A 16,302-nucleotide genomic window follows, 5' to 3' on the forward strand; every position below is an offset into this window, starting at 1 on the left:
ACCGACCGCGAGTCCCCCTCCCCGGGGCTCGCTCAACGACCCCGAGTCTCCCTCCCGGGGGCTCACTCACCGACCGCGAGTCCCCCTCCCCGGGGCTCGCTCAACGACCCCGAGTCTCCCTCCCGGGGTCGTTGAGCGAGGACGCCGCAGGCGACCGAGACGAAACGCGGCGAGCGCCGGTCCGCTTCAGGCGACTCCGCGCAGCAGCTCCCAGAGCGCGGCGGCCTCCGGAGCGGTCGGGGCCGCGCCCCGCCAGACCACAGTCTGGTCCTGCCGGACGAGGGTGATCGGCTGGTCGTACTCGGCCGGCAGTCCTTCCGCGACCTCGACGACGGAGAACGGGATCCCGCGCAGCTCGGCGGCCGCGGCGAGAACCGCGGCCGGCGCACCGGGCGCGCACACCGCGGTGTAGCCCGCCGAGAGCAGGTCGTAGAGCGAGGTCCCGTCGGCGAGCCGGAAGTGCGGGGCCCGGCAGCCGGGCACCGTGGAGGGCGTGTAGGAGCCCATCGTGTACCCGGGCGCCTCTGCGCCGTCGTAGCGGATGATCGGCGAGGCGTCGTAGCTGTAGCCGTAGTTGAGACCCGCCGCGGCGAACTGCGGCTCATTGAGGTCGTGCACCGCGGCGCCGAACACGCGGCGCGCCTCGTCGCCGGCGGGGCCCTCGTCCTCGAGCGCCGCGGGCAGCCCGGGCTTGGCGAGCTTCTGCTGGTGGCTCATCGCGAAGTGCGAGACCTGCTCCGTGATCGGGCGCCGCTCGGACTGGTATGCGTCCAGGATCCGCTCGTCCGCCCAGCCGGCGATCGTCGCGCCCAGCAGCCAGGTGAGGTTCAGCACGTCGGCGATGCCCGCGTTCATGCCGAACCCGGCGAACGGCACCCAGAGATGGCAGGCGTCGCCCGCGATGAACACCCGGCCGTCGCGGAAGCGGTCGGCGAGGAGGCGTCGCGCGACCCAGTCCTCCTTCGAGACGACCTCGTAGGAGAAGTCCTCGTCGACGCCGAGGATCGCGCGGATCGCGGCATCGCGGTCGACGGATCCGGGATCCACCGCCTCCTCGGGCGAGAGGTAGGTGTGCACGAGGAACGTCCCGGTGCCGTCGATCGAGTAGACGTGCCCCACGCGGCGCGGATTGAACGTGTAGTAGCCCCAGGCGCGGGGCTCGTCGGCCGACATGAGGCCGTAGAGATGCGGGGCGCTGATGCACGTCGACTGCACGTGCTGCAGGACCGGATCGCCGCTGAGCTTCGCCCCGATCTGCTTGCGCACCGCCGAGCGGCCGCCGTCCGCGCCGATGAGGTAGCGGGCGCGCAGGGTGCGCTCGTTCTCGCCGTCGAGGTCGCTGATCGTCGCCGTGACGCCGTCGGCGTCCTGCGCAAAGGCGTGGAAACGGGTGCGGTTGAGCAGCGTCACGCCGGGCGCCTCCGCCGCGTGCCGGGCGAGGATCGGCTCCAGGAAGGTCTGGTTGATGCGGTGCGGCGGCTCGGGCGTCGCCCAGGAGGTGTCCGGTCCGTCCGTCGCGGTGTACCGCTCGCCGCTCGCCGGGATCGGGATCCGGGACAGCTCGCGCCCCGTGAGAGAGGTGCGGAACGCCACGTCCTGCGGGTGGTCGGCGGGCAGGCCCGCCGCGCGCACCTCGGCCGCGATCCCGAGCCGGCGCAGGCTCTCCATCGTGCGGGACGCGACGTGGTTGCACTTCACGTTCGGCGGTTCGAGGAAGTCGCGCGTCTCGACGACGATCGCCGAGACCCCGCGGGAGGACAGGTCCAGCGCGGCGAGCAGGCCGACCGGGCCCGCTCCGATGATGAGGACGTCGGCGTCCGGCGTGCCGGTCATCGTGCTCCGTTCGGGTCGGCCGCCGGACGGATCGGATCCCCGAGGCGGCGGAAGTCGTAGAGGTCGAGGGTGAGCTCCCCCGCGCGCAGGCGGGCCATGTATGCGTCCTCCTTCGCGGCGCGCGCACGGGCCGCGTCGAGGACGCGGTCGACGTCGCCGGAGGGCAGGATCGCGACGCCGTCGCGATCCGCGACCACCAGGTCGCCCGCGTTCACGACCCGGCCGCGCAGCGTGATCGGGATCCCGATCGTGCCGGGCCAGTGCTTGATCGTGCCGCGGATGGAGATCGAGGTGCTGAACGCCGCGAAGCCGAGCTCGCGCAGCTGCGCGGTGTCGCGCACGCCGCCGTCGATCACGAGGCCCGCGATGCCGCGCGCCTGCGCCGCGACCGCCATGACCTCGCCCCAGTAGCCGAAGGGCGCTGCCCCGCCGTCGACGACGAGCACGTCGCCGGGGCCCGCCGCCTCCAGGCCGTGGTGCAGGGCGAGGTTGTCCCCCGCCTGCGCCGACACCGGCACCGCGCGGCCGACGATCTCCGCGCCGTCCCAGGCCGGGCGGAACGCCGCGTCGAGGAAGCAGTCCTGCCCGGAGGCCTCGTACAGGGTCGCGCTGCCGAGTCGCAGCAGCTCGGCGGCGTCGACCGGATCCGCGCCGCTCACGCCTCGGCCCGCTGCAGGTCGTGGTAGCCGTAGCGCGCGCGGGCCTCGGCGATCGACGCGCCGCCGAGCGCGGCGGCGAGGATCGACTCCTCGCGGGCGTGGATCGTCTCCGCGACCTCGAGCACCTCGGCCTCGCAGTCCTGCGGGATCGCGACGACCCCGTCCGAGTCGCCGAGCAGGATGTCGCCCGGGCGCACCGTGACGCCGCCGATCGTGACGGGCCCCTGCTCCTCGGCGACCTCCACCCGGTCCTTGCCGGTGCGCATGAAGCGTCCGCGGCTGTAGATCGGATAGCCGATCGACAGCGCGCGGTGCGTGTCGCGGCACACGCCCTCGATCACGGTGCCGGCGATGCCCCGATGGTGCGCGACGGCGGTGAGGATGTCCCCCCACACCGTGCAGTCCACACGGGCGTCGTTGTCGAGCACGACCACCTGGCCCGGCTCGACCTGGTCGATGAAGTCCCCGACCGTGCCGGCCGGCACCTGGGCGCTCACGTAGCGGACGGTGAAGGCGCGCCCGACCATGCGCTGGCCGTCGGCGAGCGGCGCGAGGCCGAGCAGGCTTCCGGGGCGGCGCAGCTTGTCGAGGGCGTCCGAGACGGTGGCGGTGCCGAGCTCCCGGAAGCGCTCGATGAGGGGATCCGTCATGGCTTCTGCTCCTCTGCGGTGACGGTGGGGAACTGGGAGTCGTGCATGACCTCGCTCACGTCCCGGCCCGCGCGCACGGCCTCCGCCATGCGCTCCTCCCGGTCGGCGATGCGGCGGGCGAGGCCGACCACGCGCTCGGCCTGATCGGCGGCGACGAACACGACCCCGTTGACGTCGGCGATCACGTAGTCGTACGAGGCGACGGACACGCCCGCGACCTGGATCCGCTCGTCCGCGGCCTGCTGCACGATGCGGCCGCGCGCGCTCACGGGCACGGCCGCGCGGGCGTACAGCGGCAGTCCGAGCGCGGCGCTCTCCTGCACGTCGCGGCAGGCGCCGTCGACGATCACGCCGGCCACGCCGCGGCGCACGGCGGCCTCGGCGAGCAGGCCGCCCCAGCACGACACGTCGGTGCGGCCGTGGTTGTCGATCACGACGACGTCGTCGGGCTCGGCGACGGCGACGAGCGGCGTCGCGATGTGCGTCGCGGGGCCTGCCGCCGCCTTGGGCGCCGCCGTGACCGTGCGCACGCGGCCCGCGGTCACGCCGGCCGACGGCCAGCGCGGCGCGAGGGCCGTGACGGCGCCCGGCAGGCCGAGCGTGTCCAGCGCGTCCGACACCGCGCAGCTGTCCAGCTCCCGCAGCGCCGCGACGATGGGATCGGTCATCGGGCGGTCCGCTCCCAGGTGAGGAAGCCCATCGCGTTGCCGGTGCCGGCCTCGGTGCGGTAGCACGGCTCGTAGTCGACGTTCGTGACGCTGAGGCCGACCTCGTCGGCGATGCCGGCGACCGCGATCCAGTTGCGCAGCTCGGAGGCGCCCGACATCATCTCGCCGGCGGGGACCGACGAGAGGTACTCGGCGTCGTGGTCCTTCATGGCCTGGATGAACTCGGAGTCGAGCTTCTCGTCGATGACGAAGTGGCTGAGGCCGCCGGAGGCGACGACGCCGACGCGCAGGTCGCCGGGGAACGACTGGATCGCCCGGCCGACCGCGCGTCCGAAGTCGTAGCAGCGCTTGGCGCTCGGCGGGTTCGGCTCCCAGAACGTGTTGATGAAGATCGGCACCATCGGGATCGTCGACTCCTGGCCGAGGAAGCGCTGGTAGATGAAGCCGAAGCCGTGCGGGATCGTGTGGTTCTCGTAGCGCCCGGCGGGGATGATCTCCGTCGCGCCGGTGTCGAAGTCGTCCGCCTGGGTCGACTGGATGATGTGCTTGCCGAGCGCGCGGTGCGTCGGGCGCATGACCGTGCGGTCGGGCACGTCGCCCATCGCGGCCTCGGCGAGGCCGGGCGCCATCTCGTCCAGCTGCGCCTGCGTGTACGGGACGTGCGCGACCTCGTCGCCCCAGAACACCGAGAACGGCGCGAGCCACTCGTCGCCGTAGGTCTCCTTGTGGTCGCTCGAGATGATGACGAGCACGTCCACGTCCTGGTCCGCGATGAAGCGCGAGAGCGAGTCCATCGACGCCTGGCAGCTGTCCCAGCGGCGCTGCATCACGTCGTGGGTGATCTCGGCGGAGAAGTCCTCGCGGAGGGCCTTGAGCTCCTCGAAGGAGTACGTGCCGCCGCGGAACTTCAGCCCCTTGCTGCGGCGGTCGGCGACGCCGCGCGTCTCCCAGGCCTCGGGCGGTGCGGCCTTGAGCTGCGGGCCGTGCGAGGTGCCGAATCCGGCGACGATCTCGGTCATGGTGGATCCTTTCTCGGAGTGCGGGGCGCGGCCGTCAGAGACGGAAGAGGGCGCGCGCGTTGTTCTCGAGCACGTCGGCGCGACGGTCGTCGTCGAGCCAATCGATGTCATCGATGAGCAGGTGGATGTCGTCGAACCAGCGACCGGTCGCGGGATCGATCTGCGATCCGGTGCCGGGCTTCTCGGATCCGAAGAGCACGCGGTCGGTGCCGACCGCCTTGAGGAGCAGCTCGAGGCTCTCCTGCGTGTAGAGGCAGGAGTCGAAGTGGAAGTTGCGCAGCTTATCGAGGTAGGAGACGCCGGTGCGCACGACCGAGGGCAGGAATCGGCCCATCTGGTACGGGATCGCCCCGCCGCCGTGCGCGACGACGACCTTGAGGTCGGGGAAGTCGGCGAAGACGTTCGCCTGGATCATGCTCCAGACCGAGACCGTCTCCTCCTGGATGAAGTGCAGGCTGTACGGCTCGCGAGAGGGGAACTTGCATCCCGCCGAGTGCAGCAGCATCGGCACGTCGAGCTCGCAGAGCGCCTCGTAGAGCGGGTACCAATAGCGCTCGCCCATCGCGGGCGGCACCTCGGTGCCCTCGTAGGGGTCGGAGTTGACCATCGCGCCGACGAAGCCGAGCTCGGTGACCGCGCGGCGCAGCTCGGGCAGCCACTGCTCGACGCTCAGATACGGGCTCTGCGGGATCCCCGCGACGCCCCGGAAGCGGCCGGGGAAGAGCTCCGTCGCGCGGTGGATGAGGTTGTTGGTCTCGGCCGTGAACCACTCGACGATCTTCGTCGGGCGCTCGGAGTGCATCGCGTGGAACGGACGCGGCGAGAGCAGCTGCAGGTCGATCCCCGCGCCGTCGATGTGGTCGAGGTGCGAGATGTTCCCGAAGCTCGGATGCGGCGCGTTGTACGAGGCGATGAGGGCGTCGTCGCTGATGACCGGAGGCTTGCCGCCGTGCGAGCCGCGCGCGGCGAGCAGCGAGGCCTTCCACGCGTAGTACGCGTCCGGGGCGGACATGTGGCCGTGGACATCGATGATCACGGGGGCTCCTTCTGAGTCTTCTGCGGTCCGGAGGGCCGGGGCTTCGTCGCTGTCTCGACGCTATGAGAGGCCGCCTCGGGGCGGATCGGCGGCCTGCGGGAAACTCCCCCGGGCGGATCCGACACGGTGTCCGAATCGGATCCGCCCGGGGCGCCGCGGTTCGGGAGCCGCGGCCCGGAAGGTCACTGCACGAGCACGCTCGCGGCGGCGCGGATGCGCTTCAGGAAGGGCTCGGCCGGGTCCTCGGCGGGGACGTCGCCCCCGCGCAGGACGATCGCGAGCGCGTCGTCGAGCACCATCGACGGATCCTCCGGCATGCCCGGCGACCGCCACGCGACCTTGCGGTCGGGACGCACGAGCAGCGCCCCGTCGTCGCCGATCTCCCGCGCGCCGTTCCAGGCGTCGTCGGCGTCGTCGATCGCGACGACGGTGACGGGCAGCGCTCCACCGAGGAGGTCGACCGCCTCCTGCCACCGGCCGGCGGCGGACGCCGAGGTGAGCAGGGTCAGCCCCACCCGCTCGACGAGATCGTGCGAGGACACGGCGTCGCCGTCCGCGGTGCGGCTCGCCAGCCAGACGTGGGGCAGATGATGCCCCGGTCGCGACGTCGCCTGGAAGTCCGTGGGGTCGGCCGGGTCGCCCGGCACGGGCGTGCCGTCCGGCACCAGTGCGCCCGCCGCGTAGTGGAACCCCGCCTCGACGCCGAGCTGGCTGTAGTCGTGCGCGTTGTGCGCGACCTCGGCCTCGACGCGGGCCCGCATCGCCTCCCCCTCGGGGGTGTCGCTCACGAACACCTCGAGGTTGCGGAAGCCCTCCGCCTCGTCCTCGCTGAAGCCGAGCGCCGCGGCGATCGGGGGATGCCGGTTCGCGTTCTCGAGGGAGTGCGCGGTGTACCAGGCCACGATCGGCCGGCGCTCGGCCTGATAGCTGTCCAGCAGCGCATCGGGGGCCTGACCGTCCAGCACCGCGGCGAGCTTCCAGCACAGGTTCTGCGCGTCCTGGATCCCGCTGTTCAGGCCCAGTCCGCCCGTCGGCGGGTGCTTGTGCGCCGCGTCGCCCGCGAGGAACACGCGGCCGCTGCGGAACCGCTTCGCGACCAGCCCGTTGTAGGTCCAGCGCGTCATCGAGTGCATCGTGATCCCGTGGTCCTCGGCGAGACCGAGCATGCGGCGGATCGAGTCGAAGAGCGCCTGCTCGTCATCCGGGTCGCCCTCGACCATCCAGCCCGCGACCGACACCAGCCATTCCTCGGAGTCGCGGTCGTAGTGCGTGGGGCCGAGCGCCTGGATCGTGCCGCGTCGCCGCGCCCCGCCCGCCGGGTGCAGGAAGTGGCCGAGCAGCGCGTCCGGCTCCGGCCAGGCCGAGAGGTCGAGGCTCACGTGGTAGTTGACCACCTCGCGCATGTCCCTCGGCCCCTCCAGCTCCACTCCGAGCAGGGCCGCGCTGTCGCGTCCGCCGTCGGCCGCGATCACGTAGCGGGCCCGCACCTCGCGGACCTCGCCCGAGACCACGTCGCGGATCTCGACCGTCGCGGAATCCGCGTCCTGACGGATCCCGATCACCTCCTGCTTCGCGCGGATCCGGCCCGGCGCCGCCGCGACCGCGTGCCGGTGGATGAGGGGATCAAGCCGCAGCTGGGGCATGTTCGCGAACGCCCGCGGGCTCGAGGCCCGGTAGCGCTCGGCGTCGGGTCCGCCGCCCCACGCCGGCACCTCGCCGATCTTGAGCCCGTCGAAGCGCCCCGGCCCGGTCGCGGTCGTGTACCAGACGGCCTTGCGCCAGCGGTCGTGCGTGGGGGTCGCCGCATAGATGTCGTCCGCGACGCCCATGTCGTGGAACGCCTCCATCGTCCGCGGGTTGAGCAGGTGCGCGCGGGGGAAGCGGAACACGAAGTCGCGCCGCTCGACGAGCAGCACGTCGATCCCGCGCTGAGCGAGCAGGATCGCGCAGCTCATGCCGACCGGTCCGCCGCCCATGACGAGGACCTCGACGGCCTCGGGCCATTCGTCCTCGCCGAGCGGCGGCAGGGGGGCGCGGGGGCTCTTCACGGATGCGGTCACGGATTCCTCCTCGAATGCGGAATCCCAGGCTAGGGACGGGCCGGAACGCGACGATACGTGCCGAGAGCGCGAAAGTCGGCGGCCGATTCCGACACGATGTCGGATCCCGTCACGCCCCCGGAACACGACGAAGGAGGACGTGCCGTCCCCCTCGGAGCAGCACGCCCTCTTCCGCCCGCGGGCCGGCTCTCAGCCCGAGATCGTGGGGACGGTCACCCACTGCCAGTAGGTGAACTCGTCCAGGTTCCAGTGGCCGCCGTGCCGGCCGCCGTTGCCGGAGGCGCCGATCCCGCCCATCGGGATGTGCGCGGCGTCGTAGATCGTCTGCCCGTTGACGGCCACCATGCCGGCGCGCAGCCGCGCGGCGAAGCCGAGCGCGCGGGCGACGTCGCGCGTGTGGATCGCCGCCGTGAGGCCGTAGTCGCTCGCGTTGGCCAGCGCCAGGGCCTCCTCCTCGGTGCGGAACCGGGTGACGGGGGCGACGGGACCGAAGATCTCCGAGCGGAACGCGGCGTTGTCCCGGTCCACCCCGTCCAGCACGGTCGGCGCGTAGAACAGGCCGTCATGCGCGCCGCCGTGCACGACACGGGCCCCGTCGGCGACCGCCGCCTGGACGATGCCGTGCACGCGCTCGGTCTGCGCCGCGGTGATGAGCGGCCCGAGCGTCGTGCCCGGAGCGAGCGGGTCGCCCGGCACCAGGGCCGCCGCAGCGGCGCGCAGGCGCTCGACGTACTCGTCGGCGATGCTCTCGTGCACGAGATGACGCCCCGTGGCCATGCAGATCTGCCCCTGATGCCGGAAGGATCCGGCGACGCCGGCGGCGACCGCCCGGTCCAGATCCGCATCGGCCATCACGACGAAGGCGTTGTTGCCGCCGAGCTCGAGCACCACGCGCTTGAGCAGGCCGCCGGCGACCTCGCCGACGCGACGACCGGCGGCGGACGAGCCGGTGAAGGAGATCACGGTGGTGTGCGGCGAGCGCACCACGGCCTCGCCGGTCTCGGGGCCTCCGGGCAGCACGTGCAGCACGCCGTCGGGGAGCCCCGCACGGCGGAAGACCTCGGCGATCGCGGCGCCGCCGGAGAACGCCGTCTTCACGTCGGGCTTGAGGAGCACGGCGTTGCCGAGCGCGATCGCGGGGGCGACCGAGCGGATCGCGAGCATGAGCGGAGCGTTCCAGGGCGAGATGACGCCGACGACCCCGACGGGGATCCGGCGGGCCATCCCGATCGTGGCGGGATCCTCGACCGGCAGCAGGTCGCCCTGCGACATCGTGACGAGCCCCGCCGCCGCGACGAGCTCGTCGACGGCCTTGTCCACCTCGTGGGAGGCCTTGCCGGGCAGGGATCCGCTCTCCCGGATGAGGACATGCTCGACCTCCGTGCGGATCTCCCGCAGCGCGGCCGCCGCGCCCAGGAGCACGTCGGCGCGGGTGCGGTACGACGTGCGCCCCCACTCGGCCTGGGCCGCCGCGGCGCTCGCTCCCGCCCGTTCGACGTCGGACTCGTCGGCGATACCCGCGTGCGCCACGACGCCGCCGTCCCCGGGGGACACGATCGGCTGCGCGCCACCGGCGCCCGGACGCCATCCATCCGAGAAGATCAGCCCGTCGATGCCCTCGATGTCCCACCGTGCCATCGCCGTCTCCGTCCTCCTCGTCGAATGCTGCCACGGCGATGGTATTCGACGCCCGGCCCCGCCCTCCCCGTCGCGGAGGAGCAAGGCGCGACGCCCCTCTCCGACACCGTGTCGTGCGGCGCGACGGCGGTGCGAGAGCCGGCGAGCTGCGGGGCGGGCGGCGGATCTGCTATGGTGATGGATTGCGCGCCTGGCCTGCCGACGTCTCTTCGGTGCCGCGCCGCCCGATCCCGAGAGCGATCTCAGGATCCACCCGTCCGGAGTGACATCCGCGAATCGCACCGATGCGTTCTCGCGCGTCCAGACGGGGTCCGACTTTCCCGGCTGCCGCGCGCCGCCGGACAGCACGAAGAAGCAACACCATGAACATCACCTGGAAACAGGCCGATCACGACGTCTACGTCGCGACCACGGACGGCGAGTACGCCGGCTTCGTGGCCGTCGACGGCACGACCCACGTCCTGCACGATCGGCACAGCCGCCGTCTCGGCAGCTACCCGTCCCTCTCCGCCGCGCGCAGCGCGCTGGAGTCCCTCGGCACACCCGCGTCCGAGACGAAGCACCGCCCGCGTCGTTCCGCACGGAGCCGCCGCCGGCCCTCCACTGCACGGAGCCGCTGAGCGGATCCGGAACCGAACGGAGCGTCCGGTTCGCCTCCCCGTCGGGTTGCGCCGCCGGGTTGCGGCCGTCCGCGTCGCGCCGCCGGGTCGCGCCGCCCGCGCGCGCCGTCGGGTTGCGCCGTCCGCGCGCGCAATTCAGGCCGGCCGGGCCCCGCACGGGCAGAAAACACCGATAGAGCCGCACGAGCCGTGATCCGGCCTGAATTGAGAACGGCGGGCGCGCGCAACAGTGCGGCCACACACGAGAAGGGGGACGAGCACCGAGGTGCTCGTCCCCCTTCTTCGTGGGATCCGTATCCGATCAGGCCGCGCCCGCCGCGAGATCCGGCGTGGTCGGGATCGTGCCGGCGGTGTTGACGCCGACCGAGACCTTCTCGCCGCGCGGACCCGTGGTGAAGACGAAGGTCCCGTCCACGGCGTCCACGTGCACGTGGTCGCCCGGGTTGAGCTCGCCGTGCAGGATCTTCTCGGACAGCTGGTCCTCGACCTCGCGCTGCATCGCACGACGCAGCGGACGGGCGCCGAGCGTCGGGTCGAAGCCGATCTCGATGAGGCGGTCCTTCGCGGCGTCCGTCAGCTCGACCGTCATGTCGCGGTCCAGCAGACGGTCGGACAGACGCTTCGTGAACAGGCCGACGATCTGACGCAGCTCGTCCTTGTTCAGCTGCGGGAACACGATGACGTCGTCGAGGCGGTTCAGGAACTCGGGCTTGAAGTTGCGCTTGAGCTCCTCGTCCACCTTGCCCTTCATGCGCTCGTAGGTCGTCTGCGAGTTGCCCTCGATCTGGAAGCCGACGGGACCACCGGCGATCGCCGACGAACCGAGGTTCGTCGTCATGATGATCACGGTGTTCTTGAAGTCGATGACGCGACCCTGGCCGTCGGTGAGGCGGCCCTCTTCGAGGATCTGCAGCAGCGAGTTGAAGATGTCCGGGTGGGCCTTCTCGATCTCGTCGAAGAGCACCACGGAGAACGGCTTGCGGCGCACCTTCTCGGTGAGCTGGCCGCCCTCCTCGAAGCCGACGAACCCGGGAGGGGCTCCGAACAGCCGCGAGACGGTGTGCTTCTCGCCGAACTCCGACATGTCGAGGGAGATCAGCGCGCCCTCGTCGTCGAACAGGAACTCGGCGAGCGCCTTGGCGAGCTCGGTCTTTCCGACGCCCGTGGGGCCGGCGAAGATGAACGAGCCCGAGGGGCGCTTCGGGTCCTTGAGACCCGCACGCTGGCGACGGATCGTCTTGGACAGGGCGGCGATCGCCTCCTCCTGGCCGATGACGCGCTGGTGCAGCGCCTTCTCCATGAAGACGAGGCGGCTGGACTCCTCCTCGGTGAGCTTGAACACCGGGATGCCGGTGGCCTGGGCCAGCACCTCGGCGATCAGGCCCTCGTCGACGACCGCGTTGGTCGCGACGTCGCCGGCGCGCCACTGCTTCTCCAGGCGCAGCCGCTCGGCGAGCAGCTCCTTCTCCTGGTCGCGCAGGGAGGCGGCCTTCTCGAAGTCCTGCTCCTCGGAGGCGAGCTCCTTCTCCTCGCGGACCTTCGCGATCTTCTCGTCGAACTCGCGCAGCTCCGGCGGCGACGACAGGATCGACAGACGCAGGCGGGCGCCGGCCTCGTCGATCAGGTCGATGGCCTTGTCCGGCAGGAACCGGTCGGCGACGTAGCGGTCGGCGAGGTTCGCCGCGGCCACGAGGGCGCCGTCGGTGATCTGCACCTTGTGGTGCGCCTCGTAGCGGTCGCGCAGGCCCTTCAGGATGTTGATCGTGTGCGGGAGGTTGGGCTCCTGCACCTGGATCGGCTGGAAGCGGCGCTCGAGGGCCGCGTCCTTCTCGAAGTGCTTGCGGTACTCGTCGAGCGTCGTCGCGCCGATCGTCTGCAGCTCGCCGCGGGCGAGCAGCGGCTTCAGGATGCTCGCGGCGTCGATCGCGCCCTCGGCGGCGCCCGCACCCACGAGGGTGTGGATCTCGTCGATGAAGACGATGATGTCGCCGCGGGTGCGGATCTCCTTGGTCACCTTCTTCAGGCGCTCCTCGAAGTCGCCGCGGTAACGGGATCCGGCGATGAGGGATCCGAGGTCGAGCGAGTAGAGCTGCTTGTCCTTCAGCGTCTCCGGGACGTCGCCCTTCACGATCGCCTGGGCGAGGCCCTCGACGACGGCGGTCTTGCCGACGCCGGGCTCGCCGATCAGCACGGGGTTGTTCTTGGAGCGGCGGGAGAGGATCTGCATGACCCGCTCGATCTCCTTCTCGCGCCCGATCACCGGGTCGAGCTTGTTGTCGCGCGCGGCCTGGGTGAGGTTGCGCCCGAACTGGTCGAGCACCTGCGACCCGCCCTGCGCCTGCTGCTGGCTGCTGTCGTGCGCGGCGCCGGAGACGGCGGCGGGCTCGCGTCCCGGGGATCCGGAGAGCATCTGGATGACCTGCTGGCGCACCTTGTTCAGGTCGGCGCCGAGCTTGACGAGCACCTGCGCGGCGACGCCCTCGCCCTCGCGGATGAGGCCGAGGAGGATGTGCTCGGTGCCGATGTAGTTGTGGCCGAGCTGCAGCGCCTCGCGCAGGCTCAGCTCGAGCACCTTCTTCGCGCGCGGCGTGAAGGGGATGTGGCCGGTCGGCTGCTGCTGCCCCTGGCCGATGATGTCCTGCACCTGCTCGCGCACGGACTCGAGGGAGATGCCGAGCGACTCCAGCGCCTTGGCCGCGGCTCCCTCGCCCTCGTGGATGAGGCCGAGGAGGATGTGCTCGGTGCCGATGTAGTTGTGGTTGAGCATCTTCGCCTCTTCCTGGGCGAGGACGACGACACGACGGGCTCGGTCTGTGAATCTCTCGAACATGTCACTCCTTGTTCGTTGCCCGGAGAGGGCGATGGCACACTCCGTGCCGGATACATCGAGAGTAACGACCGGGCGAGGGCCGTATGCCGATGTTCGCCGTCGGCTGACGTCCACGCTGGGTCGTTGAGCGAGCGCGGCGAAGTCCCGGGTTCGTGCCAAGAACGCAGGACGGTTGCAACTCTGAAGGAGAATCCCGCCGGATCCATCCTTCAAAGTTGCAACGCTCCTCTGAATTGGCCCTCGTCAGGCCACGGGCGGGGCCGGCGGAGCCGCGGGCTGCGCCGGGGCCGGCGCGGCACCCGCGATCGGCTCGATCAACACCGCGGTGCCGTAGGCGCACATCTCGCTGAAGCTGCCGAGCGAGCCGGAGTCGAAGCGCATCGCGATCACGGCGTTGGCCCCGCGCTGCACCGCCTCGGCCCACATCCGGTTCATCACCTCGTAGCGGCTCTCGTACATGAGCTTCGTGAACTCGGGGATCTCGCCGCCGCCGAGGGCGCGGAAGCCGGCCGTGAACCCCTGCCCGAAGTTCGTGGATCGCACGGTGAGGCCCATCACCTCGCCGAGCACCTGGGTCACGCGGTAGCCGGGCACGTCGTTCGTCGTCACCATGAACATGCGCTCATCGTGACACGCCGCACGGACCCCGCGCATCCCCCTCTCCCGGAATCCGCACAGGTGGCCGACGGAGGATCGTCGAGGCCCTGCGAGGGGCTTCGCCCCCGACAGGAACGGATCCGGACGATGATGACAAGCCCCCAGCACGCCGCCCGGCGCCGCATGTACCGACGCCGACGCTGGATCGTGGGGATCATCGCGGTGATCGTCCTGGCGCTCATCGCGGCCGCGGCGTTCGTCGTCATCACCTACGCCGATGCGAACAACGGGATCCGCCGCTCGTCGATCGCCGGCCTGACCGGCCCCAAGCAGAACACCGGCGAGTCGAACATCCTGATCATGGGACTGGACAGCCGCGTGGACGAGAACGGCAATCCGTTCCCCCAGGCGATCTACGACCAGATCCATGCGGAAGACGCCTCGGTCGGCGGGTACAACACGAACGTGCTCATGCTGATCCACATCCCGGCGAACGGCGGCAAGGCCGTGGGGATCTCCATCCCCCGCGACGACTACGTGGACTTCCCCGACTCCCCCGGCGGCGTGGACAAGGGCAAGATCAAGGAGGCCTACGGCGACGCCATGAACGCCTCGCTGCAGAACCTCGCGGACAAGGGGGTCTCCGAGGCCGACGCCTACCAGCAGTCGCGCACGGCGGCACGGCAGAGCACGATCAAGACGGTCTCGGCGTTCCTCGGCGGAGTGCGGATCGACCACTTCGTCGAGGTGACGATGGCGGCGTTCTACGAGGTGGCCGAGGCCGTGCAGCCGATCACGGTGTGCCTGAACCACGCCACCGCCGACACGTTCTCGGGAGCCGACTTCCCGGCCGGCGTGCAGGAGCTCAACGCCGCGCAGTCGATGGCCTTCGTGCGCCAGCGCCGCGACACCACCTCGAGCGACTTCGACATGACGGATCTGGATCGCACCCGCCGCCAGCAGGCGTTCATGGTGTCGCTGGCGGTCAAGCTCAAGCAAGCATCGACCTTCACCGACTTCGGCAAGCTGCAGAAGCTCATCGACGTCGCCAAGAAGGACGTGGCGATGGACGATCAGCTGGATCTGCTGTCGTTCGCCCAGCAGGCGCAGAGCCTCGCCGGCGGCAACATCTCCTTCGTCACGCTCCCGATCGACCACTTCGACACGGTCGACGGCCAGGACGTGAACATCGTCGACCTCGATGCGATCCGCGCCCAGGTGCACGACCTGCTGAACCCGCCGACGCCGACGGCGGCGCCGTCCCCCTCGCCGTCGTCGTCATCGTCGTCCGGATCCGACGCGGGCTCCTCCGGCACTCCGGGGTCGACGGGCGCGCCGCACCCGGTCTACACCGACTCGTCGTCGCCGCTGCAGTCGGGCAACGTGCCCTGCGTGAACTGAGTCCGCGGCGGAGGGCTACTGGACGTAGGGCACCGTCAGCACGGCGTCGGTGAATCCCGGGGCCGAGAACCGGATGGTGATCACACCGTCCCAGTACGCGGTCCCGTCGTGCGGGGTCTCCGCGCCGTACATGAAGCCGTTCGCGGTGGATCCGTCGTAGCTCGAGACGACCGGCGTCTGCGAGCTCCCGGCGCCGATCACGGTCTCGAAGACGAAGGTGCTGTGGAGCTGGTCGTCGGCGGCACCGGTCGTCGTCGTCCATCCGACGATCCCGGCATCGCCGCCGAAGATGTTGCCCTTGTAGAGATAGAGCCCCTGGGCCGCGGAGTTGGATCCGGTCCCCTGCCAGGTGATCGTCGCCGACACGGTCGTCGACGCCGAGGCGGGAGCCGGCAGCCGCAGCGCGCCGCTCAGGCGGAACTCCGAGCTCCACTGGGGCCCCGTGAACGTGAGGACGACGCCCGAGGCGTCGAGGGCGCCGCCGCTCGCCGCGCTGAGCGGGGCCGCGACGGCCGCGGCGATGACGGGGGCGCCCCAGGCCGCCGCCCGCAGAACGGAGCGACGCGGGAGCGCACGGGCAGACGGGAGCGCACGGGAGGAGGGGCGTGCCGGGCTGTCGGTCATCGGAGTCCTTCGCGTCGACGGCGGCTGCGGCCGTCGGGTTCCGGCGCACCCAGCATCCTAGCGATATCTCGGTATACCTCCGTGTCCGCAATCCATTCTCGACTCGGATCCCCGTCGGATCCGGGCCGGATCCGGGTTGGATTCGGAACGGGTACTTATGCCCGGGCGTATTAACCCTGGCACAAGTCGCGGACAGTCCCGACGCTGGAAGGGTGCCCCGAATCCCGTCCGCCGCTGCCGCCCACATCGGGGCCCGGATCCGCCTGGCACGGGAATCCTCGACGATGACGCAGGACCAGCTCGCGGCCTTCAGCGACATCGACTCGTCGAACGTGCGCGCCTACGAGGCCGGACGCGCGCTGCCGAACGTGCAGACCCTGGTGCGCATCGCCGAGACGCTGAAGACCCCGGCGGGCTACTTCCTCGAGGACGTCACGGTCGAGATGTTCCCGACCTCGACGACGGACCGGCGCCGCCGGGCGAGCTGACCCCGCGGCACGAGCGTCACGGATGCCGCCCGCGGCACGGACACGGTCCACGCGCCCGTCGCGGGCGACTTCGCCCCGCCCGTCATCCTTCGTCACACCCGCGCCTGGAATACCAGCGGATGCTTAGCGTTGACACATCAGGCGCATCATCGCGCCGCCCTGACGCCCCCAGCGTCGAC

Annotated in this window: 14 protein-coding genes; 3 read left to right on the forward strand and 11 right to left on the reverse strand. The window is 71.2% G+C overall.

Going from position 1 to position 16,302, the window contains the following annotated elements:
• Positions 1-186: 186 nt before the first annotated feature.
• The 8 genes from WFJ17_RS00265 to WFJ17_RS00300 form a co-directional block, all read right to left on the reverse strand.
• A complete protein-coding gene (locus WFJ17_RS00265) occupies positions 187-1,833 on the reverse strand; it encodes an FAD-dependent monooxygenase (protein WP_336647344.1) in 1,647 nt (548 codons plus the stop codon).
• Positions 1,830-2,492, reverse strand: coding sequence for a 4-carboxy-4-hydroxy-2-oxoadipate aldolase/oxaloacetate decarboxylase (locus tag WFJ17_RS00270; protein ID WP_251447904.1), 663 nt, complete (start codon positions 2,490-2,492; stop codon positions 1,830-1,832). The genes WFJ17_RS00265 and WFJ17_RS00270 overlap by 4 nt, the downstream gene beginning before the upstream one ends.
• Entirely contained in the window at positions 2,489-3,142 is a 654-nt protein-coding gene (locus tag WFJ17_RS00275) for an RraA family protein (protein WP_251447907.1), read from the reverse strand. Before WFJ17_RS00275 ends, WFJ17_RS00270 begins: the two co-directional genes overlap by 4 nt.
• Positions 3,139-3,810, reverse strand: coding sequence for an RraA family protein (locus WFJ17_RS00280; RefSeq protein WP_251447910.1), 672 nt, complete (start codon positions 3,808-3,810; stop codon positions 3,139-3,141). Before WFJ17_RS00280 ends, WFJ17_RS00275 begins: the two co-directional genes overlap by 4 nt.
• On the reverse strand, positions 3,807-4,829 hold the full coding sequence (locus WFJ17_RS00285) for a hypothetical protein (protein WP_251447913.1): 1,023 nt from the start codon (positions 4,827-4,829) through the stop codon (positions 3,807-3,809). Before WFJ17_RS00285 ends, WFJ17_RS00280 begins: the two co-directional genes overlap by 4 nt.
• A 34-nt stretch (positions 4,830-4,863) precedes the next feature.
• Complete coding sequence (locus WFJ17_RS00290; protein WP_336647345.1) at positions 4,864-5,865, reverse strand: amidohydrolase family protein; 1,002 nt, start codon at positions 5,863-5,865, stop codon at positions 4,864-4,866.
• A gap of 182 nt (positions 5,866-6,047) precedes the next feature.
• Positions 6,048-7,925, reverse strand: a complete 1,878-nt coding sequence (locus WFJ17_RS00295; protein ID WP_295034493.1) for an FAD-dependent monooxygenase — start codon at positions 7,923-7,925, stop codon at positions 6,048-6,050.
• Positions 7,926-8,114: 189 nt separating this feature from the next.
• Positions 8,115-9,563 (reverse strand): aldehyde dehydrogenase family protein, encoded by a 1,449-nt coding sequence (locus WFJ17_RS00300; RefSeq protein ID WP_336647346.1) that lies wholly within the window; start codon positions 9,561-9,563, stop codon positions 8,115-8,117.
• Positions 9,564-9,925: 362 nt separating this feature from the next.
• On the opposite strand from WFJ17_RS00300, the gene WFJ17_RS00305 reads away from it, so the two are divergent.
• On the forward strand, positions 9,926-10,183 hold the full coding sequence (locus tag WFJ17_RS00305; RefSeq protein ID WP_336647347.1) for a hypothetical protein: 258 nt from the start codon (positions 9,926-9,928) through the stop codon (positions 10,181-10,183).
• Between the two features lie 301 nt (positions 10,184-10,484).
• On the opposite strand, the gene WFJ17_RS00310 is transcribed toward WFJ17_RS00305, so the two are convergent.
• Together WFJ17_RS00310 and WFJ17_RS00315 are read right to left on the reverse strand one after the other, a co-directional pair.
• A complete protein-coding gene (locus tag WFJ17_RS00310) occupies positions 10,485-13,013 on the reverse strand; it encodes an ATP-dependent Clp protease ATP-binding subunit (protein ID WP_251447927.1) in 2,529 nt (842 codons plus the stop codon).
• Between the two features lie 243 nt (positions 13,014-13,256).
• Complete coding sequence (locus WFJ17_RS00315) at positions 13,257-13,631, reverse strand: YbjQ family protein (protein ID WP_045249434.1); 375 nt, start codon at positions 13,629-13,631, stop codon at positions 13,257-13,259.
• 126 nt (positions 13,632-13,757) lie between these two features.
• On the opposite strand from WFJ17_RS00315, the gene WFJ17_RS00320 reads away from it, so the two are divergent.
• Positions 13,758-15,011, forward strand: coding sequence for an LCP family protein (locus WFJ17_RS00320; protein WP_251447929.1), 1,254 nt, complete (start codon positions 13,758-13,760; stop codon positions 15,009-15,011).
• A 15-nt stretch (positions 15,012-15,026) separates the two neighbouring features.
• Here WFJ17_RS00320 and WFJ17_RS00325 read toward each other — a convergent pair whose 3' ends face one another.
• Positions 15,027-15,635, reverse strand: a complete 609-nt coding sequence (locus WFJ17_RS00325; protein WP_336647348.1) for a hypothetical protein — start codon at positions 15,633-15,635, stop codon at positions 15,027-15,029.
• A 212-nt stretch (positions 15,636-15,847) separates the two neighbouring features.
• On the opposite strand from WFJ17_RS00325, the gene WFJ17_RS00330 reads away from it, so the two are divergent.
• The gene (locus WFJ17_RS00330) at positions 15,848-16,123 is read left to right on the forward strand and encodes a helix-turn-helix domain-containing protein (RefSeq protein WP_292887479.1); all 276 of its coding nucleotides are present in this window, start codon (positions 15,848-15,850) and stop codon (positions 16,121-16,123) included.
• Positions 16,124-16,302 lie beyond the last annotated feature (179 nt).

Source organism: Microbacterium sp. MMO-10, assembly GCF_037148715.1.
In the GTDB taxonomy this organism is placed as follows: Bacteria; Actinomycetota; Actinomycetes; order Actinomycetales; family Microbacteriaceae; genus Microbacterium.

Bases quoted from the DNA above. Each gene is read 5' to 3' on its own strand.
- WFJ17_RS00310 (WP_251447927.1), bottom strand. From the start codon at position 13,013: ATGTTCGAGAGATTCACAGACCGAGCCCGTCGTGTCGTCGTCCTCGCC.
- WFJ17_RS00265 (WP_336647344.1), bottom strand. From the start codon at position 1,833: ATGACCGGCACGCCGGACGCCGACGTCCTCATCATCGGAGCGGGCCCG.
- WFJ17_RS00280 (WP_251447910.1), bottom strand. From the start codon at position 3,810: ATGACCGATCCCATCGTCGCGGCGCTGCGGGAGCTGGACAGCTGCGCG.
- WFJ17_RS00300 (WP_336647346.1), bottom strand. From the start codon at position 9,563: ATGGCACGGTGGGACATCGAGGGCATCGACGGGCTGATCTTCTCGGAT.
- WFJ17_RS00315 (WP_045249434.1), bottom strand. From the start codon at position 13,631: ATGTTCATGGTGACGACGAACGACGTGCCCGGCTACCGCGTGACCCAG.
- WFJ17_RS00320 (WP_251447929.1), top strand. From the start codon at position 13,758: ATGATGACAAGCCCCCAGCACGCCGCCCGGCGCCGCATGTACCGACGC.
- WFJ17_RS00305 (WP_336647347.1), top strand. From the start codon at position 9,926: ATGAACATCACCTGGAAACAGGCCGATCACGACGTCTACGTCGCGACC.
- WFJ17_RS00325 (WP_336647348.1), bottom strand. From the start codon at position 15,635: ATGACCGACAGCCCGGCACGCCCCTCCTCCCGTGCGCTCCCGTCTGCC.
- WFJ17_RS00275 (WP_251447907.1), bottom strand. From the start codon at position 3,142: ATGACGGATCCCCTCATCGAGCGCTTCCGGGAGCTCGGCACCGCCACC.
- WFJ17_RS00285 (WP_251447913.1), bottom strand. From the start codon at position 4,829: ATGACCGAGATCGTCGCCGGATTCGGCACCTCGCACGGCCCGCAGCTC.